This window comes from Halomonas sp. 5021, assembly GCF_036663435.1.
GTDB lineage: Bacteria > Pseudomonadota > Gammaproteobacteria > Pseudomonadales > Halomonadaceae > Vreelandella > Vreelandella janggokensis.
In genome coordinates this window covers 1-25,183 of the sequence record NZ_JAXOVU010000022.1, presented here as the reverse complement: position 1 = coordinate 25,183, position 25,183 = coordinate 1, and the positions used below count along the sequence as shown (strand labels likewise).

The 25,183-nt window shown below is 53.3% G+C and carries 31 protein-coding genes; 11 read left to right on the top strand and 20 right to left on the bottom strand.

Annotated elements, in window-relative coordinates:
• Window positions 1–103 precede the first annotated feature (103 nt).
• The 9 genes from R3F64_RS18925 to R3F64_RS18890 form a co-directional block, all read right to left on the bottom strand.
• The gene (locus R3F64_RS18925; RefSeq protein WP_092825677.1) at window positions 104–346 is read right to left on the bottom strand and encodes a diguanylate cyclase domain-containing protein; all 243 of its coding nucleotides are present in this window, start codon (window positions 344–346) and stop codon (window positions 104–106) included.
• The gene (locus R3F64_RS19465; protein ID WP_139197144.1) at window positions 291–464 is read right to left on the bottom strand and encodes a hypothetical protein; all 174 of its coding nucleotides are present in this window, start codon (window positions 462–464) and stop codon (window positions 291–293) included. The genes R3F64_RS18925 and R3F64_RS19465 overlap by 56 nt, the downstream gene beginning before the upstream one ends.
• Before the next feature lie 190 nt (window positions 465–654).
• Window positions 655–1,152: a c-type cytochrome gene (locus R3F64_RS18920; protein WP_245748358.1), complete on the bottom strand. Its 498-nt coding sequence runs from the start codon at window positions 1,150–1,152 to the stop codon at window positions 655–657.
• Window positions 1,118–1,984 carry a WD40/YVTN/BNR-like repeat-containing protein gene (locus R3F64_RS18915; protein ID WP_253024456.1) on the bottom strand — a complete coding sequence of 289 codons (867 nt, stop codon included), beginning with the start codon at window positions 1,982–1,984 and terminating at the stop codon, window positions 1,118–1,120. Before R3F64_RS18915 ends, R3F64_RS18920 begins: the two co-directional genes overlap by 35 nt.
• A 23-nt stretch (window positions 1,985–2,007) precedes the next feature.
• Window positions 2,008–2,751: a cytochrome c biogenesis CcdA family protein gene (locus R3F64_RS18910; RefSeq protein WP_092825671.1), complete on the bottom strand. Its 744-nt coding sequence runs from the start codon at window positions 2,749–2,751 to the stop codon at window positions 2,008–2,010.
• A gap of 16 nt (window positions 2,752–2,767) precedes the next feature.
• On the bottom strand, window positions 2,768–3,151 hold the full coding sequence (locus R3F64_RS18905; protein ID WP_092825669.1) for a hypothetical protein: 384 nt from the start codon (window positions 3,149–3,151) through the stop codon (window positions 2,768–2,770).
• Between the two features lie 12 nt (window positions 3,152–3,163).
• Window positions 3,164–3,712, bottom strand: coding sequence for a TlpA family protein disulfide reductase (locus tag R3F64_RS18900; protein ID WP_092825667.1), 549 nt, complete (start codon window positions 3,710–3,712; stop codon window positions 3,164–3,166).
• A gap of 14 nt (window positions 3,713–3,726) precedes the next feature.
• Window positions 3,727–4,167, bottom strand: a complete 441-nt coding sequence (locus R3F64_RS18895; RefSeq protein ID WP_092825665.1) for a DUF411 domain-containing protein — start codon at window positions 4,165–4,167, stop codon at window positions 3,727–3,729.
• A gap of 99 nt (window positions 4,168–4,266) precedes the next feature.
• Window positions 4,267–4,509 carry a hypothetical protein gene (locus tag R3F64_RS18890; protein ID WP_092825663.1) on the bottom strand — a complete coding sequence of 81 codons (243 nt, stop codon included), beginning with the start codon at window positions 4,507–4,509 and terminating at the stop codon, window positions 4,267–4,269.
• A 247-nt stretch (window positions 4,510–4,756) separates the two neighbouring features.
• On the opposite strand from R3F64_RS18890, the gene R3F64_RS18885 reads away from it, so the two are divergent.
• The gene (locus R3F64_RS18885; RefSeq protein WP_092825661.1) at window positions 4,757–5,146 is read left to right on the top strand and encodes a MerR family transcriptional regulator; all 390 of its coding nucleotides are present in this window, start codon (window positions 4,757–4,759) and stop codon (window positions 5,144–5,146) included.
• Between the two features lie 39 nt (window positions 5,147–5,185).
• On the opposite strand, the gene R3F64_RS18880 is transcribed toward R3F64_RS18885, so the two are convergent.
• The 9 genes from R3F64_RS18880 to R3F64_RS18840 all read right to left on the bottom strand — a co-directional run bounded on the left by R3F64_RS18880 (window position 5,186) and on the right by R3F64_RS18840 (window position 12,673).
• The gene (locus R3F64_RS18880; protein ID WP_092825659.1) at window positions 5,186–5,704 is read right to left on the bottom strand and encodes a protein-disulfide reductase DsbD domain-containing protein; all 519 of its coding nucleotides are present in this window, start codon (window positions 5,702–5,704) and stop codon (window positions 5,186–5,188) included.
• Complete coding sequence (gene lgt, locus R3F64_RS18875; RefSeq protein WP_092825657.1) at window positions 5,701–6,513, bottom strand: prolipoprotein diacylglyceryl transferase; 813 nt, start codon at window positions 6,511–6,513, stop codon at window positions 5,701–5,703. Before lgt ends, R3F64_RS18880 begins: the two co-directional genes overlap by 4 nt.
• A 64-nt stretch (window positions 6,514–6,577) precedes the next feature.
• A complete protein-coding gene (locus R3F64_RS18870; protein ID WP_332613123.1) occupies window positions 6,578–7,105 on the bottom strand; it encodes a DsbE family thiol:disulfide interchange protein in 528 nt (175 codons plus the stop codon).
• A gap of 93 nt (window positions 7,106–7,198) precedes the next feature.
• A complete protein-coding gene (locus R3F64_RS18865; RefSeq protein WP_092825653.1) occupies window positions 7,199–7,876 on the bottom strand; it encodes a TVP38/TMEM64 family protein in 678 nt (225 codons plus the stop codon).
• Between the two features lie 61 nt (window positions 7,877–7,937).
• Window positions 7,938–8,768, bottom strand: a complete 831-nt coding sequence (gene dsbG, locus R3F64_RS18860; RefSeq protein ID WP_092825651.1) for a thiol:disulfide interchange protein DsbG — start codon at window positions 8,766–8,768, stop codon at window positions 7,938–7,940.
• A gap of 64 nt (window positions 8,769–8,832) precedes the next feature.
• Window positions 8,833–8,961: a hypothetical protein gene (locus R3F64_RS18855; RefSeq protein WP_281244503.1), complete on the bottom strand. Its 129-nt coding sequence runs from the start codon at window positions 8,959–8,961 to the stop codon at window positions 8,833–8,835.
• A gap of 33 nt (window positions 8,962–8,994) precedes the next feature.
• On the bottom strand, window positions 8,995–11,469 hold the full coding sequence (locus R3F64_RS18850; protein ID WP_332613117.1) for a heavy metal translocating P-type ATPase: 2,475 nt from the start codon (window positions 11,467–11,469) through the stop codon (window positions 8,995–8,997).
• A gap of 80 nt (window positions 11,470–11,549) precedes the next feature.
• On the bottom strand, window positions 11,550–11,957 hold the full coding sequence (locus tag R3F64_RS18845) for a heavy metal-responsive transcriptional regulator (protein ID WP_085917816.1): 408 nt from the start codon (window positions 11,955–11,957) through the stop codon (window positions 11,550–11,552).
• Window positions 11,958–12,043: 86 nt separating this feature from the next.
• Window positions 12,044–12,673, bottom strand: a complete 630-nt coding sequence (locus R3F64_RS18840; protein ID WP_085917817.1) for a peroxiredoxin — start codon at window positions 12,671–12,673, stop codon at window positions 12,044–12,046.
• A gap of 247 nt (window positions 12,674–12,920) precedes the next feature.
• Here R3F64_RS18840 and R3F64_RS18835 point away from each other — a divergent pair, with 247 nt between their 5' ends.
• The gene (locus R3F64_RS18835; RefSeq protein WP_332613116.1) at window positions 12,921–13,643 is read left to right on the top strand and encodes a cytochrome c biogenesis CcdA family protein; all 723 of its coding nucleotides are present in this window, start codon (window positions 12,921–12,923) and stop codon (window positions 13,641–13,643) included.
• Window positions 13,644–13,981: 338 nt separating this feature from the next.
• On the opposite strand, the gene R3F64_RS18830 is transcribed toward R3F64_RS18835, so the two are convergent.
• Window positions 13,982–14,902 (bottom strand): bile acid:sodium symporter family protein, encoded by a 921-nt coding sequence (locus R3F64_RS18830; RefSeq protein ID WP_332613115.1) that lies wholly within the window; start codon window positions 14,900–14,902, stop codon window positions 13,982–13,984.
• Between the two features lie 204 nt (window positions 14,903–15,106).
• Here R3F64_RS18830 and R3F64_RS18825 point away from each other — a divergent pair, with 204 nt between their 5' ends.
• The 4 genes from R3F64_RS18825 (at window position 15,107) to R3F64_RS18810 (ending at window position 18,692) form a co-directional block, all read left to right on the top strand.
• Complete coding sequence (locus R3F64_RS18825) at window positions 15,107–16,021, top strand: cation diffusion facilitator family transporter (RefSeq protein ID WP_199283586.1); 915 nt, start codon at window positions 15,107–15,109, stop codon at window positions 16,019–16,021.
• Between the two features lie 111 nt (window positions 16,022–16,132).
• Window positions 16,133–16,810 (top strand): DsbA family protein, encoded by a 678-nt coding sequence (locus tag R3F64_RS18820; RefSeq protein ID WP_199283585.1) that lies wholly within the window; start codon window positions 16,133–16,135, stop codon window positions 16,808–16,810.
• Entirely contained in the window at window positions 16,810–17,799 is a 990-nt protein-coding gene (locus tag R3F64_RS18815; RefSeq protein WP_233337426.1) for a M23 family metallopeptidase, read from the top strand. Before R3F64_RS18820 ends, R3F64_RS18815 begins: the two co-directional genes overlap by 1 nt.
• A 110-nt stretch (window positions 17,800–17,909) precedes the next feature.
• Window positions 17,910–18,692 carry a ZIP family metal transporter gene (locus R3F64_RS18810; RefSeq protein WP_092825637.1) on the top strand — a complete coding sequence of 261 codons (783 nt, stop codon included), beginning with the start codon at window positions 17,910–17,912 and terminating at the stop codon, window positions 18,690–18,692.
• A gap of 29 nt (window positions 18,693–18,721) precedes the next feature.
• Here the strand turns inward: R3F64_RS18810 and R3F64_RS18805 are convergent, their stop codons facing one another.
• The gene (locus R3F64_RS18805; RefSeq protein WP_092825635.1) at window positions 18,722–19,180 is read right to left on the bottom strand and encodes a MerR family transcriptional regulator; all 459 of its coding nucleotides are present in this window, start codon (window positions 19,178–19,180) and stop codon (window positions 18,722–18,724) included.
• An 86-nt stretch (window positions 19,181–19,266) separates the two neighbouring features.
• Here R3F64_RS18805 and R3F64_RS18800 point away from each other — a divergent pair, with 86 nt between their 5' ends.
• The 5 genes from R3F64_RS18800 to R3F64_RS18780 form a co-directional block, all read left to right on the top strand.
• Entirely contained in the window at window positions 19,267–21,453 is a 2,187-nt protein-coding gene (locus R3F64_RS18800; protein WP_332613111.1) for a heavy metal translocating P-type ATPase, read from the top strand.
• Window positions 21,450–21,953 (top strand): signal peptidase II, encoded by a 504-nt coding sequence (gene lspA, locus R3F64_RS18795; protein ID WP_332613109.1) that lies wholly within the window; start codon window positions 21,450–21,452, stop codon window positions 21,951–21,953. Before R3F64_RS18800 ends, lspA begins: the two co-directional genes overlap by 4 nt.
• A gap of 4 nt (window positions 21,954–21,957) precedes the next feature.
• The gene (gene lnt, locus R3F64_RS18790; RefSeq protein ID WP_332613137.1) at window positions 21,958–23,490 is read left to right on the top strand and encodes an apolipoprotein N-acyltransferase; all 1,533 of its coding nucleotides are present in this window, start codon (window positions 21,958–21,960) and stop codon (window positions 23,488–23,490) included.
• Window positions 23,491–23,543: 53 nt separating this feature from the next.
• Window positions 23,544–24,587, top strand: coding sequence for a L,D-transpeptidase family protein (locus R3F64_RS18785; protein ID WP_332613135.1), 1,044 nt, complete (start codon window positions 23,544–23,546; stop codon window positions 24,585–24,587).
• A gap of 382 nt (window positions 24,588–24,969) precedes the next feature.
• A partial coding sequence (locus R3F64_RS18780) for a hypothetical protein (protein ID WP_332613107.1) occupies window positions 24,970–25,183 on the top strand: 214 nt, incomplete at its 3' end.

Here is a 25,183-nt window from a genome sequence, read left to right as displayed (position 1 = left end):
GTTGGTGCTGTTGAGCACCAGTGGGGATGTCCTGGCCCATGCGGTCGCCGAAGGCGACAAGGGATATATTCAGGAGACGACGTCACCCCCAGATTGAGTAGCGCTACACTTTAGAGTCCGATCCTAACCCGTCATTGACCGTTTTAAATCCATCCAGGTCAAGATGCATGACAACCAGCAATTTACCGTTCTGTTGTGCATCCGAGAAGGCTTCATTCAGGCAGTCATCAAAAGCGGTATGGTTAGGCAGCCCGGTCAGAAGGTCGTGTGAAGCCTGGTAGGTCAACTTGCTAATGTTGGTGAGTGATATCTTTTGCAATGCCAAAAACACCCAGCGTTTCGCCATAAACAATGATCGGCATGGTCGTCAACTCCAGAGACTTCAGATGCCCTTCTCGATGCTTTATCTGTAGCTCCACACAGTTTGACTGGCCGTCCAGAGTCGCGTCATAGATGGCCTGCATGCGTTCGACATCCTGGGGCTGCAGCAACGTCGAAAATGTTTTCCTTGAACTTCATTGCTGATGCTGCACTTATTGGTTGAATTCAGGAATGGGTTGACGTAGGAGGCCCTTTTGGAATCTGGGATATTTATGTACCAAACTAATTTACCAACTTTTAACCACTCAGTCTCGTTATAGTGCCTAGTGCCTATCATTCTAGGGTTATCTCAGATTGTATTGGAAAGGGGTTATCAACACTTTCGTCTGCTTGGTGGTGCCGTTGCTCTTGCGTCCATAATGTCTTGAGATAATTCACAACATCGCGTATCTCGCTGGGAGCCAAAACATCTTGGTATGCAGGCATCGTTAGCCTATCGGTCTTATTCCAGGGGTCGCGCCAACCCTCGGCAATAATTCGGTAGAGCATGCCATCAGAATGTTTCCAAGTATGCCCCTCTGGACCATGTGGTGGAGCTGGCAATTCCCCTAGTGCATTTTGCTCTTCCCAATTGGACATGCCTTCGCCTTGTATACCATGACAACTGGCACAGTATTGCCGGTAAACTCTTTTACCTTCTTCCAACTTAGGCGTATCGCCTGAAGAAGGACTGTCCTCAGCCATGGCGTGCCCTAGAACATTTAACGCCAGCAATGAGGCAATGAAAAAACAGTGTTTATGCACCAGGATCAGTCCAGGATTGGCCTTCATCTTCACTGTGCAAAAGCTCCCCTTTCTGATTTAAGCCGTAGAGAATGCCTTGGGGTGAAAGAGTAAGCGTCACCAACACGGTGCCGTCACTATCTACTTGTTGCCACTCTTGACCCCCATTTTCGCTACGCCATAGGCCCTGCTGCGTAGACACATAGACTCGCTCTGGGCCGTCAAGTTTATAAGCCACATCATAGATGCTGCCCGCATCAAGTTCTCCGGTCGGTCTCCAGCCGCAAAAGCAGTCCATCGATAGACGCACCGCATCGCTCGATACCGCGTAGAGCCAGCCGGTCTGCATGCTGCCGTCCATGTCGGAGTGGACGAGTCGGTTAACCTTTTGTGAAGGGCCGCTGTCCATTTTCTTCCAGGCGCTGCCGGCATCTTCGCTTTGGTAGATGCCTTCGTTTGCGACTACCGCATAAAGTGTTTCGCCCTGGCGGCGATGCGCAGTTAGCGCAGTTACCTCACGGTTAGGTAGGTTAGCGCTGAGCTCTTGCCAGGTGTCACCATCATCGGTGCTACGCTGCACCCCAATTGAGGTGCCTGCAATATAGAGCGTTTGCGGGTCAGTGGAGGGTACCGATACCGCTAGCAACTGGCCTTCGTCCATGTCTTCGGGCAGGGGAATCGCATTCCAAGCCATACCTTCATCGGTACGCTGGAATAGCTGGTTGGCCTCAATCTTAAGCAGTCGTTTGCCAGCTACGTCATAATGCAGTGAAAGTAACCCTTCTTCGGTTGCCAAGGCCGTACTGGCGAAGCCAAAGCTGACTGCAGCCAAGCCTGCCCGTAAACAGACATGCAAGAAACGCCTTACGAAGTTGCGCATTTCAATATTTCCTTAAAGAATAATTAGCCGATAACGCCTAGGGCAGGGAAGGTGCGCAATAACCAATATGACAGCTCGGATAGTTTGCCTGTGATCATTAAGCTTCCCATTAGGATCATGATCAACCCAGCCGCTATATGTATAAAACGCCCCCAGCGGCGCAGGAATTTCTGGTGCTTTATGAAGCGATCAAGCGAAATAGCACTCAGCATGAAGGGCACGCCTAAACCCAGAGAATAAACACCGAGCAACACCATGCCGCTCCAGACGTTGGCCGTGGACGCGCTGACAGTAAGAATGGCACCCAGGATCGGGCCAATGCAGGGAGTCCAGCCAAATGCAAACGCTAAACCAAGTAGGTAAGCCGCACTGCGGCTCCCGCCGACGTCTTTCAGTCGGCCCATAAACCGACATTCTTGCTGAAACCAGCGCCATGGCATGAGCCCGGTCATGAAGGCGCCAAACAGGATAACGATAACGCCACCGATCAGGTTTGCCTCTTGGCGATACACCAACAGTAGACGACCAATGGCGGTGGCACTGGCTCCCAGCATCAAAAAAACGGTTGAAAAACCGAGCACGAACCATATCGACTGAGTTAGCACCCGGAGACGCTCTCGTCTATCCGCCTCCTGTAACTGCCCGAGCGAGCGGCCGGTCATGAAAGAAAGATAGCCGGGCACAAGTGGCAAAACACAGGGCGAAATGAACGAGATCAGGCCTGCCAGAAAGGCAGTGACCAGTCCTATATTGGCTACTTCAAGCATTATCCTTTACCCATGGCTAGGCTTGGAGTTTTGATGAGGACTGCTTGATTGACTCGCTTTGATCTACTATCTGGCGAGTGTTGGGCGCTGTGCCGGCATTCACTTCAGAAGCGTCTTCTAACCGGGCCTGAACATTGGTAGCGTCGCTTTGTTCGGTAGCTTCACCTTTTTTGTCTTTACACTTCATCATGCATAGGCCTAATCCGCACATAATAAGACATGGCAATAGGCTCAATAGAATAGGCGCGATGCCGAGCATGACCAGGTTATCCCAGCCAAAAGCAAGGCCGCCAGCCACTGCCACACCACCCAACAACATCAGGCCACGTGGACCTGTCAACAGGCCTTGTAACCCCGATTTTTGTTTGCTCTGTTGGGTTTTGTCGTCACAACAACTCATGGTGCTACCTCATTATCTGGTTGCAATCATTTCAGTAAGAAAGTTGATCATGTCTTGAGTGTTCCACTCGGCTTCCCCCACGAGGCGCCCAATTTCTTTGCCTTGGCGGTCAAGTAGAAGCGTTGTAGGAATACCGATAGCCCCAAGATCTGCACTAGCCATCCCGGTTTTATCTATATAGGGAGCCAGATGCTCAATGCCGATCTCTTGATAAAATTCATTAACAATCTCGATCCCCTTACGGTCGATCGATAAGGCGACCACTTCAAAATTATCGCTGACAAGCTCAGCCTGGAGGGCATCTAACGTAGGCATTTCCTCTCGACAAGGCCCACACCACGTTGCCCAGATGTTGAGTAGAATCAGTTTTCCTTCAAACTCAGCCAACGTTAAAGGGGCGCCGTCGCTATCCTCGAAATGTATTTCTGAAACCTCTTTGGGCTGGGCCCAAATAAGAAACCCTTGTGGCCCTGAGCTTTCTGACGGGGCGGCCATGGCAAGGGGTGTGGCAGTCGTCAGAAATACGGCTACGAGATGTCCTGCCAGGATGGGTAGTTTCATCGCCACACTATCCCTTAGTGAGTCGCGTAAATGTCGGGGCTATCGGTCGGTTGCGAGGCTATGGCATAGACCTCCAGCGGGCCGCGTTTTTCTCCCGACATGCCCGGTGAGCCAAGCGGCATCCCCGGCACGCTCAACCCAATGATAGAGGGCTGGTCATCAAGCACTTGGGTCACGCTCTCAACAGGTACATGTCCTTCGAAGAGATAGTCTCCTACGACAGTGGTATGGCAACCATGCAGTTCTTCAGGGACATTATACTCGGCTTTCATTTCAACAAGGTCATGGGTGTCGACCGTCTCCACGTTGAAGCCATTTTGTTCCAAATACTTGGCATATTCGGCACAACACCCGCAATTAGGATTTTTGTAGAGGGTCGCTGATATATCAGCCGCCAATCCCGATACGGGAAAAGCCAGTAAAGACGTAATGGCTAGCGCTTTCCAAAGTTTCATATTTTGAGTATCCGGTTAGTTAACAGGGTAGGAGGTCTGGTTGACGCTACCTGCACAAGAAAAAGATTGCTTGCGAACAAGCAACCCTTGCGAGTCGCTTTAAGCGTCGTCTTTCTCATGTCCTTGCTGCATGTTTTCCATCATGGCGTTACATTTTTCCATCATGGCGCTCATATCGCCCATCATGTCGTGCATGCCGCCTTCTTGCATCATTTTGCTATGCATGTCATTGCCTTCCATCACCTCCTGCTGATTATCTTCTTGGGCAAGAAGCGAGCCAGCTCCGAAGCTACTGGCAACGATAACGGCGGTAAACAGGATCGCAGTATTACGTTTACGCATGACACTCTCCTATCAATGTGAATCACTCTGCCACGTCGGTAAGTGACAAGGTTGGACGCAATTTTTAACAAATGAAAAATTGCTCTTTGACGATAGCTTTAAAGTTGGCTTTAAGGTCAAGCCCTTATTTTAAATTTCAGCGCATCTGAAGCTGATATGCCCCATTCAGCGGCGAAATTGCTTTCTTGACCTATGGGCAACCTTACGGTTGTAGGCTGAAACAAAGTGATCAAGAGAGGACAAGATTATGCGAGTCATCGAGCTGGCTCGGGCTGGCGGCGTAACGGCAGAAACAGTTCGTCACTACACAAGAGAGGGGCTGCTACAACCGCGCCGTAATCCGCACAATGGCTACCAACTTTTCGAAACGGAATCCCTAGGTCGCTTACGTTTCATCGACTGTCTGCGTTCACTGGGTGTGAGCCTTCCAGAGATCAAGCAAATATTATCTTGGGCGGATCAAGACACTGTAGAGTTTATTGAGCCAGTACCACTGACCTCTCAGCGGCAACGTCTTCACTTGCGGGCTCAAGAGTTCCATATAATAGCGCAATGGCTGGACAGCATGAATCAAGACACAATGACAGAAAGCCCCAGCTTGAAGGAGTTGATCCAATCGCTGGGGACTGATGATTAGATATCTTAACTATAATCAATAGGGTCCATTTGCGTCCCCTTATGGTGTTTCTGGTGAGGTGGGAGCAAATATTGCGGGTGTCGAGCCGTGTTGTGCGTTTAGCTCAACTCTTTCAGGTGGATAGCAAAGCCCCTGATCAGAACAGCCTTGAAACGTCATCTCAATTGCCAATAACACATTGTCGGCGGCGTTGCTCTCAATGGGCGCGCTGACCACTACTTGGTCGTAAAAAACATAAATTTCACCTAGCGAGGCGTGCATCATGAGTACACCAGGAGGCAACGCCAGCTCACCGAAACTGACACCGGGAGAAAGGCTCTCAAGCGCGAACTGATGCCGATGAAGGTAATAATTTTCGGCGACAGTGAAGCCGATATAAATCCGGTCATCGTCCCGCCAGGCAGTGGTTCGAAAGGCTTCTTTAGCCGGTAGGTAGTCACGTTGGGTCGTACTGCTAAAGGGTGAGCTGTTGTCACCCACCAAAGACATGTCTTCACGTGCGGCTACCGGTGTGACGATAAAGAGTGCCATCGTTAGAAAAGCGACAATTGGGTTCATGAGTTTAACGCAGCCTTTGGCTTATCTACTGGCTGGCGTCTGGACCAGGCGACCAGGGCAAAGCCTGCGATGAGCATCGGTAGTGTCAATAGCTGCCCCATGGTCAACCAGCCAAAGGCAATGAACCCCAGCTGTGGGTCCGGGAGGCGTGCGAACTCCACCGTAAAGCGGAAGGCTCCGTACAGAAGCAGGAAAAGCCCCGAAATCAGCCCCCTATGGCGCGGCCGGCGCGATAGCCACCACAGCACGGCAAACAACACGATGCCTTCAAGAGCGAACTCGTAAAGCGCCGAGGGATGGCGTGGCTCTGAGCCGAGCCCCATCATGGGAGGGAATACCATGGCCCACGGAACGTCGCTGATACGCCCCGGTAACTCGTGATTGATGAAGTTTCCGAGGCGACCCGCCCCCAGGCCGATGGGGACTAACGGAGCAATAAAGTCGGTCAGTTGTATAAAAGCCAGTTGATGTTTGCGAGCAAACAGCCAGGCAGCCACTAATACACCGGTAAGGCCGCCATGAAAACTCATGCCTCCTTCCCAGATTTTTAATAACCAAAGGGGGTTGGCCTGCAGTTGTTCGAGCCCGTAAAACAGCGCATAGCCCAGGCGGCCGCCAACGATGATGCCGATAGCCCCATAGAAGATCAGGTCGCCCATATCATCATGGCTTAGGCCGAGTCGGTGGGCGCGACGCCGACCCAACCACCAGGCGGCAACTAGCCCGATGACATACATCAAGCCATACCAGTGGATCTGAAGAGGGCCTATGGCGATGGCAATCGGATCGATTTGAGGATATTGCAGCATAGTCTTCCTTAAATGGTCATAACAGTTGATGTGTCTTCAGCAAAAATGCATCTTGCTAGGCTGTTTATCGTTGCCACTTCTCGATTTCTTGTATGACTCGCTCAACATCCTCGGGAGTGATGTAACCCGTGTGTTTGTAACGGATAGTACCTTCGGTATCGACCACGAAGCTTTCCGGCGCGCCATAAACACCCAGCTCAAAACCTAGGTTACCCTCTGGATCGAAGATATTGACTTCAAAAGGGTTCCCAAACTCTTCAAGAAACTCGAGTCCCTTTGCCTGGGTATCTTTGTAATTGATGCCAACCAAGCGGACGCCTCGCGTGACCAGGTCCAATAACTGCGGCATTTCATGCTTGCAGGTCGGGCACCACTCTCCCCATACGTTGACCAATGTCACCTGACCTTCAAAAAGGGATTCATCAACGCGCCGCGAAGGGTTTTCCAGCGTCGTCAGGTTGAAGGTCGGAAACGGCTGAGCCAGTAGGGGGGAATCACGAGCGCTAGGATCCATTGATAAGCCCTGATAAAAGAAAAAGCTCAAGCCCAAAAAACCCAATAGGGGTAAAAACAGCAATATTCGCGATTTCACGTCTGCCCCTCATAAGTGGTAGGAAGTAAGTTTCCGCTGCGCATTGCCAATACCTGCAATAACCGCCCCAGAGCAGCATTGATGTGCTATCAGTCAAGTGCGTCTAGACCATAGGCGTTTCGCCAGCAGCGGCAGTAGTGTGATACCACTGATGAGAATCAGCGCGATCGTGAGGCCACGGGAGTCGGCGGTAATCAGCACTTCTCCGAACATGACGATCAGATACGCCGTGGGGATCACGCCGGCCAGTGTGGCGATCAAAAAGCGCCAGAAGGACAGGGGGGTGATACCTGCCGCATAGCTGACGGCATCAAACGAAAGGAAGGGCACCAATCGGGATGCAAAAACGATGAGCATCAAGCCGGTCTGCGAGCGCTCCTTTCCCAGCCAGTTGAGGATGGGCCGCGTACGCGGCCAGCGTTGCATCACTTCATAGCCGAGCAAACGGGCAATACAGAAAGCGAGCAGAGCACCGGCTTCGGCACCGATAACGACATAGGCCGTCCCCCAAACTGGGCCGTAAAGCGCACCAGCCACCATCGCAATCGGCCCACTGGGAATCGGGCTCATGACAATGGCCGTCATCATCATAAAGATGATGGCCAATGGCCCCCAGACGCCTAGCCTATCAACCCACTCACGCAAGGCTTGCTTGTCGGTCAAGACCGACAAGGCGCCGGTCTCCATCAGAATCCAATAAAGGGCCGCCAAGCACATCAATAGAGTGAGTCCCAAAAAGAGCGTTTGCTTTACGCTAAGCTTGGTTGCCATGTGCATCTCAGTGGTTGTGATTGGGAAGACTCGCATCTCAGCCCTGTACCGTTATGGTGTATCATTCAACGCCCAATATTTCGCGAAACTGGTCGGTCGACACTGCGCCATTGATACGCTGCACTTTCCCGGCTTCATCACGGTAGTAGCTGGTCGGCGTTCCCGTAGCACCGGCCTCACGCATGATCTGGGCGTGATTTCTAAGAAGCGCTTGACTCTCCACCGACGGCTCCACCGGCCTTATGCCGCCATTGCGAAATTCCAGTTCATGAGTTTCGAGAGCGCTGGACGGATTGTCGGATTCAAGGATTGCAGCAGCTTTGCGAAGACTGTCCTCTGATAGCACGCCGACCAGCACGTGGCGAAGCTGTAACACGCCTTGCTCAATGAGCGGGCGCGAATTTTTCCAGAGGGCGTTGCAGTAGGGGCAGTTGGGGTCTGTTAGCGTGTACACAATATGCGATGCATCATCATTCCCCTCCGAGATAAAACGAGTGTTTTCAAACGCACTCCAGGTAGCTTCCAGCATGGGGTCCAGCACCAGGGCCTGAAGCTGGCTTTCCATAATGGCATTGCCCTGCGAGTCGATTAACGTACCAATGACGGCGTAGTCGGAAGAGGAGGAGATATAAGCTGCCATAGGCTCATTATCATAAGACAAGGCATAACCTTGGAGACCGTCAGGCGCTTCGAAGCTGCCATGGAAGGTGAACCCTTGATCCACCAATGCGGTAATCGACTTGGGCAAGGGAGACTCAGTATTCGTGGCACTGCTGGCCTGATGACTCTCATTGGTATTGGTTGTTGCTTCCTGCGCCAACGCAGGCAACGTAATAAGAGCTAACAGCCCTGCAACTGCAAGGTAATAAGTGACATTGAAGGTATGCCTCATGGATGCTCTCTTTATCAATTACTGTTTTCCAAGGGAGTAGGTCGATCACATTTACTTGCTTGTCTTATCGCTTTTTATTAAAAAACAGGTGCTTGATAAGTGCAGCAACACCAAGCCCCAGCGCAATAATCAACAAGATCGCTATTAGGCCCATTCCCGCCATACCCCACATGCAGCTTTCACTTCCCATCATTTTGAATTCCTCGTTAACATAACGGTGTTTGGTTTAGGCCCGCTGAACAGCATCGTTTGGACGTGGTATGGCATTGCCGGTATCCGACGTGAAACGGCGTAGCCGCAACGAGTTAGTCAGCACAAAAACACTGGAAACGCTCATGGCCGCCGCCGCCAGCATGGGGCTGAGCAATATGCCGATGAACGGATAGAGCAGGCCCGCAGCCACGGGGATTAGCGCTACGTTGTAGCCATAGGCCCAAACGAAATTGCCGATAATGGTCCGGTGGGTACGCTTGGAGAGTGCCGTGGCATTGACGATGCCTCGCAAATCGCCACTCATCAGCACCACATCGCCGGACTCGATGGCGATATCGGTACCAGTGCCGATCGCAATGCCTACGTCGGCCTGCGCTAACGCGGGGGCATCATTGATTCCATCTCCCACAAAAGCGACACGCTTGCCCTCCGCCTGGAGACGCCGGATCTCTGCCGCTTTCTGGTCGGGCAGCACCTCGGCGAGAACCTGCTGGATGCCAACCTGCCGTGCGATAGCATCGGCAGTGGCACGGTTATCGCCGGTGAGCATGGCCACGTCCAGCCCTTGGGCTTTGAGTGCTGCGATAGCCTCGGCAGAGCCTTCTTTAAGGGGATCCGCCACTGCGATGACTGCAGCAAGCTGACCGTCTACCGCGGCATAGAGTGGGCTCTTGGCGTTCTCGGCCAACACCTTGGCGCGTGTTTCTGCTTGGCCGAGGTTGATTTCCAGCCGACGCATGTAACGATCAGCTCCTACTTGCACCAAGTGGCCCTCGACCTCGGCTTCAATGCCGTAGCCAGGCTCGGCACTAAAGCGACTGACCGGGGGTAATTCCAGCCCACGGGCCTTGGCGCCCTGTACAATAGCCTCGGCGATGGGGTGCTCGCTTTGAGCTTCCACCGCCGCGACCAGTCGCAGTACGCCTTTTTCATGACCGTTAATAGCTTCGAAGTCGGTCAGTTCGGGGCGCCCTTGGGTCAAAGTGCCGGTCTTGTCCAGTACCACCGTATTCATCTTGGCCAGCGTCTCAAGCGCCGCCCCTTTACGAAATAGCACTCCCATCTCGGCCCCTTTCCCGGTACTGACCATGATGGCCGTTGGGGTGGCCAGGCCCATCGCACAGGGGCAGGCAATTAGCAGTACGCTAACGGTAGTGACGAAGGCAAAGGACAAGGACGGCGCCGGTCCGAAAGCGAACCAGAGTACAAAGGTAATCGCGGCGATAACGATGACCACAGGAACAAACACACCAGCAACCTTGTCGGCTAATTGCTGGATGGGGGGCTTCTCCGCTTGGGCCGTTTCCACCATCTTGACGATCTGCGACAAAACGGTGTCGGCACCAACTCGCGTGGCCCGAAAGGTAAGTGCACCGTTCTTGTTGATAGTGCCACCGACGACTTCGGAATCCTGCTGTTTGACGACCGGCACTGGCTCACCGCTGATCATCGACTCATCAATATAGGAGTGACCCTCCTCAACGATGCCATCGACTGGAACACGCTCCCCTGGGCGAACCAAAATACGATCGTCCGTGACGACGGCGTCGATAGGCAGCTCGACGGTTTCATCCTCGCGGATGACGCGGGCAGTTTTCGCCTGTAATTGCAGAAGCTTCTTGATCGCCTCGGAAGTACGACCTTTGGCAATGTGTTCAAAATAGCGACCGAGCAGAATTAGCGTCACGATGACCGCTGCCGCTTCGAAATAGCTCACGGCGGTTCCGACGGGGAAGAGCGCGGGCACCAGCAGGGCGGCGACCGAATAGAAGTAGGCAGCGCTCGAGCCGATCATAACGAGGCTGTTCATGCCTGGATTAAAATGCCGGAGTTCGGCGAAGCCAGTACGATAGAAGCGTGCCCCGGCATAGAACTGCACCGGTGTGGTCAACAACCACTCAACGCCCATCCAGCCGCGATGCGGCATTAGACTTGTTAAAAGCGTGTCAAAAGCGGGAATCACTTTCCCCATGGCGATGATGACCACCGGAATCGTGAATATTGCCGCGAGCACGACTCGGCGGCGAAGCTCAGCTCTCTCCCCGTCCTCGCTGTCCGTCGGTGGCGGCGTATCGGTATCCTGTGGTTCATAGCCTGCCTCGCGGATGGCATGCTGAATACGCGGTAACGAAACGGCTCCCGGCAGGAAACGAACGAAGGCTTTCTGGGTGGCGAGGTTAACACTCACCTCCACTATGCCGGGCAACTTCGTTAGCGTTCGCTCTATCCGAGAGACACAAGATCCGCAACTCATGCCGGTGACGGGTATGTCGAGGCTTTCTACCACCGGTTGATAGCCTGCCGTTTCAATGGCATTGAGTAGGTTAGTGGTTGCGGTACCTGCTTCGACCTGGATAGCCGCCTTCTGTGTGGCGAGGTTTACTTGAGCGTTGATCACGCCTGGCTGCTGGCTGAGTGCACGCTCCACACGCCCAACACAGGAAGCACAGGACATACCACGAATCTCGATGTCGACGTGTTGCGTCATAATGACGATCTCCCTGTTAATTTATCGACGACCCGATAGGCAAACTTGATTCCCGTATTCGCTGTCGAGAAAATGCCCAATCATTCAGTCTGCTCAGCGATAGCTTCAACAATCGGGCAGCCTTCCTGCATAGGCCCTTCGCCTGCACACTCACTCAATGTTTTCGATAATACGGCTTCAATCCGCGTGAGGTGTTTGATCTGCTCGCGAACCTTGTGCAGCTTCTCGCCGGCGATGCGTTTAGCTTGTGCCCGGTCGCCATTAGCATCCTGAAGCATTAACAGCTCCCGAATCTCTTGTAGCGTGAAGCCCCACTGCTTGGCATGAACGATAAACTGCAACCGATCCACGGCTTCTAATGGGTAACGCCGATAGTTGGCACCGGTCCTCCTCGGAGGAGGCATAAGTTTCTCTTTTTCGTAGAATCGAATCGCCTGGCTAGCGACTCCACTTCGTTCGGCAAGCTCGCCGATACTTAGTGTTTGCATGACGTTACCTCACGACATTGCTAGTCTGAACGTCCAATAACCTGACTCAGTTGAGATGCCTCATACACTGGCCGAGACTCCTATTGCTACGGTTGGCGCACGACCCTAAGGTAGGGCGTCTTAGCGTTCCAACCTTCGGGAAAGTGTTGCTTGGCGTCATCATTTGATAGCGATGGCGAGATGATGACATCGTCACCGTTATGCCAGTCAACGGGCGTGGCCACTTTGTGTTTGTCGGTTAACTGCAGCGAATCAAGAACCCGCAGTATCTCGTCGACATTACGTCCAGTGCTGGGCGGATACGTCAAAGTGAGACGAATTTTCTTGTCAGAATCGATGATGAAGACCGTACGCACCGTCAGTTTAGGGTCGGCTTTCGGGTGAATCATTCCATACAGCTTCGCCACCACCTGATCTTCGTCAGCCAGCAAGGGGTAGTTCAGAGCTGCGCCCTGAGTCTGTTCAATATCCCTCGCCCAGTCGTGGTGAGAGCTAAGTGGATCCACCGAAACCCCAACCAGTTTGGCTCCCCGTTGGGTGAATTCGAGCTTTCGCTTGGCAAACGCGCCCAGTTCAGTGGTGCATACTGGCGTAAAATCAGCGGGGTGCGAGAACAGCACCGCCCAGCTGTCGTCAAGCCATTGGTGAAAGTTGACCGTACCTTGTGTAGATTCGATCGTGAAGTTCGGTGCTGTCTCGCCCAGTTGTAGCGCCATGGAAATGTCCTCATGTCATTCATTGAGTAGCCACCATAACTTTGAAGTCAACTTTAAGGTCAAGCGTGATGTGTAATATTTGCAGTTCGGTAGGAGACAAATAATTTGCCAATAAAGGTTGACCTTAAAGCAACTGTAAGCCGTAAAATTCTTACGGCGCTTAAATGGACATGAGATGAGGTAGTACCATGGGATTGGTATCAATACCCTTGTTGGCTGTCTCCATAACTTAAGTTGCGATAACACATTGGAATCTCTCTCTTCCATCGGCTTGGTCGGCGCCTTTATCGGCGGATTGGTCTCCTTCTTTTCGCCTTGCACGCTGCCCCTGTTACCGGCCTACCTGTCGGTGGTCACAGGCGGTAGTGCCGGTAAAACCGACAGGCGTTTAGAGGCATTGACCCTCAGTGCCTTCTTCGTCTTCGGCTTCAGTATCGTATTCGTCCTGCTCGGGCTCGGCGCCAGTAGTATCGGGCAACTGATGCGAGGGTATCGCCGAGAATTCAACTGGGTTGCCGGCTCGGCGGTGATCGTGCTGGGCCTCTTCATGACCGGGGTGTTCCGGTTGCCGCTTTTCCAGCGTACCTTTCAGTTCACTCCCAGTGTCCAGGGTGGCTCCCCTTTGTCGGCGACGGTATTCGGGGTATCTTTCGCCATCGGTTGGACACCGTGTATCGGTCCTATACTGGGGGCTATTCTGATGGCCACGTCTAACGCTGCTAGTGCCCAGTCTGGAATGATTTATCTCAGTGCCTACTCGGCGGGCCTAGCGCTGCCTTTTCTTGCCAGCACTTTACTGGTTAACCGATTCTCTCTGCATCGGAAAAGCCTAGGAAGGTGGAGCACCTATGCTCGCCCCGTCGCGGGCACGGTTGTGATTCTGATGGGTATCGCTATCGTCTCAGGTAGCATGACGCGGCTTTCCAGTATCATGGTCGATCTTTTTCCTTCCCTGGCGACACTGGGGTAGCCTAGCCATTCGATAAAGTTCTGAGAAGTGTTGACCTACTCAAACAGTTGAAAACTCTGAACATATTAAGAGCTTCTGAGCCAAGCTCGAGAAGTTGGCTAGCATCCTCCGCTCTACATTTTGCCCAAGTAACTGCGTCTAGAACTGTCATGCAGCGGCCTGGCAAGGGATAGTCCACAACCGATTGTGCCTCTGGTCTCACCGAAAGCAGCCCGACGAACTCGTCGATAATCTTGGTTTCACGAATTTTAGGTACATCCCGAGACGGAACTCTGATCATTAAGCAGAAGCCTATGAATAGTCTCCTCTTCTGACGGAGAGCCGATACTGCCACCCCTTCAGTGGCGGGTGAGGATCTTTGCTGCGATGGGCGAAGTGATCATTTGAATCACGGCAAAAAAAGCGGCTGGAATCGCGATTTCTGATGGCAAACCGGAAGCAGCGACAAACGCTGCGGCAATGCTGAATTCTTTTTTACTGACCGTGAAAAGATAGGTAATCACCTCTTTGCGATCGGAGGTGAGTAACCGTGAGGACATACCTACCAGGTACCCAATCAAATTGAGGCACAGGGCCGCCCCCGCAATCACAAACGCATACCCACCATAGCCAATGATCGTGGCGGCATTCGGCCCGACCACGGCGAGTAGGATCAGCAGATACAAAATTGACCCTATCCCCGCATACGCTGAATCATGCCGTGCAAAGAAAGCCGAGAACTTTGTCCGCAAGCTGACCCCAATCACGGTAGGAACAAGCACGATTAGTGTTAATTCAAGAATAATTGAGCCAAGCGGCACATCTAACTGGAGGCCGGTGAGCCATAAAAACAGGAAGGGCACAATAAACGGACAAAACGCAGTGTTGACTGCGTTGAAAACAGCGGCAAGCGCCACATTGCCTTTCGCCATCAGTACCAAAAGAGGAGAGGACACATCCGTCGGCAGAGTGCCGAGCAAAGTTTGGCCAACAGCCAGCGGGCCGCTTCCAAAAAATAGACGGCCCGTTAGCCACCCGGCAATCGACATTGGCCCATAGACCAGCCCCAATGCCAACAGCTGCCGTGACGGCTTACGGAACACGATGCGCACTGCATGCGCATCGAATGTGAGGCTGATGATCAACATCAGTAATGCCAGTAATGGCCCAATCGCGAACTCAAGCATTATTCCGGTGGTCGGAAAAAGTAAGCCTACCCCCGCAACGACGATTACAAACCAGACAAGGTGCGCCTCGACAAAATAAATGAATCTACTCATGGAGGTTGGACGTTACCGGATGAAGTGGATTGAGCCCCGCACCTAAAACATGATCACCTTCAGCCCAGCACACAAAGACTCGCTTGGGAGCTAGGGACGTGCTTCCCAATCCAGGGGTGCAAATAAACAATGCTCAAGGGTTGAAGCTTTAGTTGCTAGAGGTTTTATAGTGCCAAGAAGCAATAATTCGAGAGAGGGTAACAGATGGGACATCATCATGATCATCCCCACATTGATCCTGCCTCTGGCGACCGGCGCGTCAGCATCTCCATTTGGGCCAATGGGCTCTTAACCATCGCTCAAATCGTCGGTGGTATTATGGCGGGAAGCCTATCGCTGATCGCTGATGCGTTACATAACTTTTCTGACATGGCTGCGTTAGTCATTGCCTTTGCCGCTCGTAAAATCGCCAGGCGGCCCGCCGATGCGCACATGACTTTTGGCTATGGCCGGATCGAGATAGTGGCAGCACTCATCAACTACACAACCCTCATTATTGTCGGCGTCTACCTGATTTACGAAGGCGCTATGCGGATGATCGATCCTCCTGAGATAGAGGGATGGACGATCGTGATTATTGGTGGCGTCGCGCTTGTCGTCGATGCCCTAACCGCCATGCTCACGTGGTCAATGCAAAAAGGGAGTGTCAATATCCGCGCCCTTTTTCTGCATAACTTATCGGATGCGTTTGCTTCCATCGCCGTGATTATCGGTGGTTCGCTTATTTTACTGTACGACATGCGCTGGGTAGACCCCGCGATCACGATAGGGATTGCGCTATATATTCTTTACCTTGCCTTCTCTGAAATTGGTGGCCCTATCCGTACGCTTATGCTGGGATCTCCCCCGGATATTGACGGGCAGGTAGTCGTTGAGACCGTACGAGATATCGAGGGGGTCCAGGATATTCACCATATGCATCTATGGCAGATGCAGGAAAACATGGCAGCCCTTGATTGCCACGTAGTTCTGACAGAAAACGGCTGGCAGCAGCTTGAATCCGTCAAAGCAGAGATCAAGGAGCAGATTAAAACGCGCTTCAATATTGCTCATTCCAGCCTAGAGTTTGAGCATAGTGACCACGCGCATCAAAATGCCAATCTATATGGTCATGGGTGACAGACCGAGGTCGACTCACGGCTCAGGTAGCTAGCGAGCAGCTTAGTCCGTGCGATTGTCTTATTTTGCAACCCGACTTTTCTACCCCATCGTTGAGACAGAGAGAGAAACATGTTCAAAAAAGCGTCTTTTATATTGGCCGGTACGTTAATGCTGACCGCTGCGATCGTCGCCGTATCGAAACCTGCCCTCTTTGACATGCAAGCTCAGGCAGCAAAAGAGAGTGGTGCCCAGGCCGAGGACTCCTTGGTGCGTTCACACTCCCCCATCTTGGGACGAGAAGACGCGCCGGTGACGATTGTGGAATTCTTCGATCCGGCTTGCGAAGCCTGCCGTGCTTTCTACCCCCTGACAAAAAGTATTCTGGAAACCTACCCAGAAAAAGTACGGCTTATCGTGCGTTACACTCCTTTCCACGGCGACGTATCAAACAAGGCCATTCGAGTATTAGAAGTCGCTCGTCGTCAGGGCGTCTTTGAACCGGTACTGGAGAGGCTGCTGGCTCGCCAGGAGGAATGGGCCTCGCATGGCAGTTTTGATGAATCCGCTATCCTCGATATCGCGAGCCAAGGGGGCCTTGATCGTGCCGCTGCCGAAGAGCAACTTACTTCTGCTGAGGTGCAGGCGGTGATAGACCAAGACATGGCGGATGTCAGAGCCAATCAGATTCGCCAAACACCCACTTTTTTTGTCAATGGTGAGCCATTAGACCCCTTTGGTATGCAAAAGCTGATTGATGCCGTTGAGAGTGAAGTAGCGGAGATCTCTGATGACGAGGAAGGTCAGTGATGCAGCGCTGGTGGTTATTAGGCTTAGTGGGTTTTTACCCCCTGCTAGCCCAAGCCAATTGGCAAACGCATCTTTCGTTGCCGCCGTCTGAACCAACCCCCGCCAGGTTACAGGCGGCTAGCGAGCAAGAAGGCACCTCGCCGCTCGCAAGCGTTGATACCCTGACCTTTGGGCGTGATGTCATCATTGATACCACCCTCTACGAGGCCTTGGCAGCAAAAGGTGTCCCTACGCGTTTCGCCACTAAATTGGAAACACTGCTCAGCGAATTTATCGAATCTCCGCTGGCGTTTTCAGGCAGTGAACGTATCCAGTTAGTGTGGGAAGAAGATCGACGCCAAGACGGCACTCGAGTTGGGCCACCACGCCTCAGTTATGCCGCTCTGCCTGATCAGGCAGAGCCCCTAGAGGTTATATGGCCGGTCACTCCAAAGGGTGACGTTGCTCTTTTCAAAAGCAATACCCTTCTAGGCACGTTGCGGTTGCCCGTGCTTAGTGCTCGCTTAACGTCTCGCTTTGGGAATCGGCGACATCCTGTGTATGGAGGAGTTCGTCCTCATAATGGGATTGACTTAGCTGCACCGACGGGAACACCGGTAATCGCCACCGCACCTGGGCGCGTATCCTTTATGGGTCGCCAAGGGGGATATGGGCAGGTGATCGAGGTGGAGCACGACACAGGAGCAATGAGTCGCTACACACACCTTAGCCGATTTTCCCCACAGTTAGTGGTTGGGGATTTAGTCAACGCGGGGGAGTCGCTCGGAGAGGTAGGTTCGTCCGGGGTCGCCACGGGCCCCAACCTGCATTACGAAGTGAGAGTCAATAACCAGCCTGTTGACCCCCTTGATCAAGGTCAGCGCATCATGTTGGGCGAACAGCCGACTCAGAGTGAATATCAAGCGTCACTTTACGAGGCAAGAGATCGCTTGGAACATGCTATCGGCACGGCGTCCATTTATGACTTGATCTCGTTTAACGAGCCATAACGACCCATGCTTAACAGCTTTGCATAGATCGTTAGCAACGTGAACGTGTGCTTGCCTCTTTATGGAACCCGAGCCATTTGATCACTCAGCTATCACTACATAGGTAATATATGGAAGAGGTTTCTCTCGTCACCATGGGGGTATTGGCAAGCCTTGCGGCGGGCTTGATGACGGCTATCGGTGCGCTTCCCGTCTTGTTTACCAAAACTCCGAATCGTGGTGTTCGCGATTTAGCGTTGGGGTTCGCCGCTGGCGTCATGCTAGCGGCCTCATTCTTCTCGCTGATCATACCCTCCTTAGAAGCCTCGGAGCTGCGTTATGGAGGTAGCGTTGTGCCTGCTGCCATTGCCTGCGCAGCCATCTTGCTAGGGATTGGAACGGTAGCACTACTGAACGAGCTCTTACCTCATGAGCACTTCGAGCAGGGACGAGAAGGGCCGGAGGCTGCCTCATTACGTCGTATCTGGTTATTTATTATTGCCATTACGATACACAACCTGCCAGAAGGGCTGGCCGTTGGCGTGGCCTTCGGCGCAGGGGGAAGCGAAGGAGGCATGCCGCTGGCGATTGGCATTGGACTTCAGAATGCCCCAGAAGGACTGGCCGTAGCAGTATCACTGCTAAGCGTCGGTTATTCACGTTGGCGGTCATGGACGATTGCCGCCCTCACGGGGCTTGTTGAACCGCTGGGTGGCTTATTAGGCGCTGGGGTCGTCAGCATGTCACAAGCGCTACTTCCCTGGGGATTGGCCTTTGCGGCGGGAGCGATGTTGTATGTGATCAGTCATGAGATTATTCCCGAAACTCATCGGAGCGGGCACCAAAAAAAGGCCACGCTGGGCCTTTCCATCGGATTGGTACTCATGCTGTTTTTGGATGTCTCGCTGGGCTAACCCATTGGGAGGGGAGAGTCACGTTGATTCTAACCCAAGTCGTGAGCCCCTCCATGCGAGTTTTCAGTGACACAGAGCTGATGATCACTGATGACCTCAATAATTCGGCAGCTTTCCACTTTGCCACCGGCACACTGCGTGACCATCCGTTGAAGCTCCTCACGCAGTGCGGACAGACGTCGAAGGCGGGACTCCACTTTCTTTAGGTGATGCGTGGCGATGGCATCGACTTCTTGGCAAGACATATCAGGTTGATCTGACATGGCCAAAAGCTCTCGCACTGACTCCACCGAAAAGCCAAAGTCTCGGGCATGGCGAATGAAGGTCAAACGCCGTACTGCGTCTTCTCCATAGCGGCGTTGCCCCCCGCCGGTTCGTGTCGCATCGCGCAGCAGCCCAATACGCTCGTAATAACGAACCGTTTCAGGTTTGCAATCGGCTCGTCGTGCTAACTCACCAATGCTGATACTTTGCCCCATCATTGACATGGTAAAACTCCTTATGCAGGGCTTGAAGCTGTAGTTGCTACAAGGTTTACAATTCAAAACCATAGCCCATTGGGAGGAGAGGCACCATGAAAACATCAACGCCGACAACAGCGCCTACCACCTTGACGCTGCGTGTTGAAGGCATGGACTGCGGCGGTTGTGAGCGCAAGGTTGTGTCGGCGCTAGAGCGGCTGGAAGGCATTGAGGAAGTAACGGCAAGCTCGGTCACGGGATCGGTGAAGATTCACCACCACGATCACGGGGCCCCCTCGCGAAAAACCATTGATGGCATCCTGAACGAACTAGGCTATCAAGTGGCTTCCCATGATGGCCAAACACGCGCATCTGGTGCTTCACCCTCTTGGTGGCAAACCGCTAAAGGGCGCTTGGTCATTATCACAGGCAATCTGCTGATAGTGGCCTTCGCGCTTCGTTTGGCATGGCCTGCGCTGGGTAATATGCCTTTCATTTTGGCCACGCTGGTCGGCTTAATGCCCATTGCGCAGAGTGCCTGGGGCGCTCTCAAGATGCGCAATCCCTTTACCATCGAGATGCTGATGTGCATCGCTGCGCTTGGCGCATTGGCCATCGATGCTGCCGCTGAAGCTGCGATGGTCGTGTTCTTGTTCGCCGTAGGTGAGCTACTCGAAGGGGTAGCTGCTTCACGGGCGCGCCGCAGTATCTCAGCCTTGGCAAATTTAACACCCTCAACGGCGAGGCTGATGGACAATGGCCATCTGCGTGACGTCTCGGCGGAGTCACTTAAACCCGGTCAGCGTGTGCTGGTGCGGCCCGGTGATCGCGTTCCTTGCGATGGACGCATCCTGGTGGGCACGTCCGACCTTGACGAGTCGCCGGTAAACGGCGAGTCCATCCCCCGTTCGCGAGCGCCTGGTGATGACATTTTTGCTGGCACAGTGAATCTTGATGCCGCCCTGGAAGTGGAGGTAACACGAGGCGCTGATGACAATACGATCGCACGCGTTATTCGCCTAGTTGAAGAAGCACAGGCCGCCAAGGCACCGATAGCACGCTTCATTGATCGTTTTGCGTATTACTATATGCCCGCCGTCGTCTTACTCGCCCTACTGATGGCGATAGTGCCACCGCTGGTATCGACCATGGCATGGTCGGAGTCGATTTACCGTGCGTTAGCATTGCTGTTAATCGCATGCCCCTGCGCGTTGGTCATTTCTACCCCAGCCGCCATCGCCGCAGGTCTCTCGGCGGGCGCTCGGCGCGGCCTACTGATCAAAGGGGGAGCCGTTCTTGAACAGTTAGGTAAGCTTCGTTTGGTGGCATTAGACAAGACGGGCACCCTGACTGCGGGTACCCCAAGAGTCACGGATGTGGAATCTTGGATCACCGAGGGAAACGATGACGATGTATTACGGCTTGCCGCCGCGATAGAGCGAGATTCCAGTCACCCTATCGCCACGGCTATCGTTGAGCATGCCCGACAGTCAGGCCTAAACCTCCCCACCGTCACTGGCAGTCGTGCTTTGGCGGGGCGCGGTGTCTCAGGCCGGGTGGAGGGTCGCGAGCTGAGCTTAATGACGCCTCGTCACCTTCACGAGCAAGTCATCCTTGAGGAAAGTCTCAGTGCTCGGATTATCGCGTTAGAAGAAGCCGGTAAGAGCCTCGCTCTCCTCGTCGAAGGCGAGCGTTTGTTGGGCTTGATCGCGGTTCGCGATGAGCCACGCGAAGATGCCCTTGAAGGCCTAGCGGCGCTATCCCGTTTAGGCGTACAGGCTGTCATGCTCAGCGGTGATAATGCCCGCACCGTCGCTGCCACTGGGGGTCGCTTAGGCATTGAAGCGTACGGCGAACTCATGCCTGAAGACAAGGCAGCGTATGTTCGAGACTGGCAAGCGGCAGGTCGTGGCCCCATCGGTAAAGTAGGCGATGGCATCAACGATGCACCGGCACTCGCGGCAGCCGATGTCGGTATCGCGATGGGAGGCGGCACGGATGTGGCGTTGGAAACCGCCGATGCAGCCTTGCTCAAGAACCGCGTTACCGGCATCGCTGAGCTGATAGACCTCTCTCGTGCCACGCTGCGCAATGTGAAAACCAACGTTGTTCTCGCCCTTGGCTTAAAAGCCATTTTCCTGGTCACCACAGCTCTGGGTATTACCGGTATGTGGATTGCGGTGATGGCCGATACCGGTGCTACCGTCCTAGTGACGTTGAACGCCATGCGACTGCTAGGTTATCGCTTTTCGCCCAGTACCGCATTGACAGGCCTGTCACAAGGAAAAACAAGGTCATGAGCACAACGCAACACGACAGCCCTTCACGACGTTGGCCATGGTTCACATTTGCTTGCGTGTTGGCTCTATCCGATCAACTGGTCAAAGAAATCGTGCATGCCCAGATGTCGTTTGGCCAAGTCATTCCGCTAACACCGTTTTTTAACTGGGTTTACACCGGTAATACAGGGGCCGCTTTCAGCTTTCTCGCGGAGGCAGGTGGTTGGCAGCGCTACCTCTTTCTTGGTTTAGCGTTGGTGGTGGTCGTCGTATTGCTCGTGCAGCTATGCAAACCCAAGCCGCGCTTGGAAGCCTGTGCGTACAGTCTGATTCTTGGCGGCGCACTCGGTAATACCGTTGATCGCTTAGCGCGTGGGTACGTCGTCGACTACCTGGACGTTTACTGGGGCGAATGGCATTGGCCCGCCTTTAACATGGCCGATATCGCGCTGTTTGCAGGTGTATTGATGTTCGCAGTGGCGTTATGGCGTGAAAGTCCTGCTTTTAAGCGCGCTGAATAACGGTATGGATTCGGTCGATCAAGAAAAAAAATATACGCTTTTTGCTGGGCGACTCTCACCAATAGTCGATTGCGTTGTAGCGCTAGCCGCTGGGGTACTGACCACCTTGAGTGCCGCTCCCTTTTCCCTATGGTGGCTTGGCCCAGTGGCCGTGGCACTGGTCTATTGGAAGATAGCGTCGCTAACGCCCGCCATAGCCACCCTGCGTGGGTGGTGCTATGGGGTAGGCCTGTTCGGTTCTGGTACGTCGTGGGTCTTCGTTGCTATTCACGATTTCGGTGGCACCGGGGCCTTGGTGGCGATGCTCCTCACCACTCTTTTTGTCAGCGCTCTGGCGCTCTTCTTTGCAATCCCCTTTGGGCTCTATCGACGCATCGCGGGGCCACGGTTAGCCTTTCTTAGCTTTGCCGGTATGTGGGTGATGAGCGAATGGCTACGCACCTGGTTGTTCACCGGCTTCCCCTGGTTATTGTTAGGCACCTCTCAGATAGATTCTCCATTAGCCCCATGGGCGCCCGTTGGTGGTGTGTACTTGCTGTCACTCATTACCGCGCTGACAGGCACGTTAGGGGTAGAGGTACTGCGTCGCCGCTGGGTTTTTCTCGTCCCAATGGCTGGCCTGTGGATCGTTCCATTCCTATTGCCCGCCCAATGGACAACCCCGGCTGGCAAGCCCATCCAGGTGGCATTGCTGCAAGGGAATCTTGATCAGCGCATTAAGTGGACTGCACAAGGGCAGCGCGAGGCGATCAGTATCTACACGGCGATGACACGGGAGCAAGCAAAGGATATCGATCTCATCGTTTGGCCCGAGGCAGCCCTTCCCATGCTTGAGCAGGAAGCACAGCGAATACTTGAGCAAGTAGCGTCAGACCTGGGGCCTGACACCGCCTTGTTAACTGGCATTTTGCAACGCGATGGTGAAGGGCGCTCTTATAACAGCGTCATAGGGCTAAATGATGTGCAAGGCGAATACCAGAAAGCGCACTTAGTACCCTTTGGCGAGTATTTGCCATTCCAAAGCCTCCTCGCTGACACCCTTGCTTTTTTCGACTTGCCAGCACCCCGCCTGACCCCTGGGTCAGACGTACAGGCTCCGTTACACGTGGCTGGAACTACCATTGGCACTGCCATCTGTTACGAGATCATTTTTGCCGACCATGTCGCCCAACAGGCGCGTAATGCCGAGCTGCTATTAACGGTTTCCAACGATACGTGGTTTGGGCGCTCCATTGGCCCACACCAACATCTTCAAATGGCGCGTCTACGTGCCCTTGAAAATGGTCGTCACCTACTTCGAGCTACCAGTAATGGCGTGACGGCCATCATCGATTCACAAGGTCACGTCACAGCCCGTGCCCCACAGTTTGAACAGGCCAGTTTAACTGGCGAGGTGACCCCGATGCAGGGCCTAACTCCTTTCGCACGCACCGGTAGCGGGCCCGCTTGGATACTCGCTGCCTTGCTGACGCTGCTCGGATTACCACTTAACTTATCTCGATCAAAAAACGACGCATTCGATGAAAAAGGAACCTAGCGATGCTCTCGGTAAATAACGCAGCAATACTTAAGAGACTCCTCCGATCGCCAATGCAGATGGGCTTCATCATGAGTGTGATGGTTTCATCTTTGGCATGGCTCCCTGTCGCCATCGCGGCACAACCTTCCACTACCCAGGAGACGGAATGGCCCAAGGGGCATTACCCGTTACCTGAGGAAGGCAATATTATCGGCGAGGCTGACACCTTCATCGTGAAGGATTACGAGGATACTCTGATTGATATTGCCAGACGTCACAACCTTGGCTATTTGGAGATGACCCGTGCAAATCCAGAGGTCAGCATCTGGGTGCCAGGGGTGGGCACGGAAGTAACTATTCCAGGACGTTTCATTCTGCCGAATGTCGAGCGTACTGGGGTCGTCATCAATATCGCCGAGCTGCGGCTTTACTACTACCCAGATGTCAAAAACGGTGAGACACCGCGCGTTGAGACCTATCCTATTGGCATTGGTCGCGAAGGGTTTGATACCCCTCTCGGTGTGACCGAGACCACCATGAATATTAAAAACCCCGCATGGTACCCGCCTGAGTCGGTAAAACGCGAAGCGGAAGCACGCGGCGAAACCGCGCCAAGCGTTGTGCCGCCCGGCCCTGATAACCCGTTAGGAGACCATGCCATCATCCTAGGCTTCGATGGCTATTTGATTCACGGCACCAACCAGCCAGATGGCATTGGCATGCGTGCAAGCCGAGGCTGTATCCGCATGTTACCCAAAGACATTGAGTCTATATTTGACCGCATCCCCCCCGGCACTCAAGTCAATATCATCAATCAACCCATTAAAATCGGTTGGAAGGACGGGCAGCCGCTGGTTCAAGCGTTTCCACCACTAGGGGAAGAAGAGCACAGCATGACCGCACTGTCGGACACCGTGACACGCCTCAACCAATACAATGTCGATAATATAACCGTCGATTATGAGCAGCTCAGCACCGTGCTGGCATCGTCCAGCGGGCTTATAACGCCTCTCAACCCGGAGCAAGAGCAAGAACCACAGAGTAACGGCATAGAAGAGGGGAGTATCGAAGACATTTATAAAGAGTTGGTTTTGCCCTCATCTCAGCGGTCGTGACATTCACACAAGAGGTCCATTGAGCGCTGATATGTAGGTTGAGAAAAGCAGTCCCCTGTCAATGAGATGGGGAGACTCATTTCAACTTGTGCTTTTCATAAGGTGCATTTTTTAGATTAGGCGTTCCGTTTCACTCAGCTATGATGCCGTCCTTCTAAACCTTAAATTGGCATGATGATTGGGCATGTCTCATCCAAAAATCTGCTGGCCACTATCCAGGGAGACCCATACGTTCAAGCGCCATAACCCTAATTAAGGACAATCTATATTGCGAAGCTGCTGTGATGAAAACCTTCAATAAAGTAGGCATCACTCGTGGTGATTTCACCTAATAGGCAGCTATTAACTTGTCAGCCTTAATGTGTCACGAAGGCCATCGTGTATGGTGGTTATCAATGACAAATATGTGCCGATGCACATTTCTGGGATGATGGTGGGGATGGCGATGAGGTTCCGGCCCCTCCCACCCTTCATGATCGTGTTGATGGTGTTCATCGTGATAGTGAAGATGGCTATGATCTATAGGCGAGTGCTCATGCGCAATCTCTCTTGGGTCACGACGAGGCCAAGCAAGCATCGCAAGCCCTGTCGCGGTT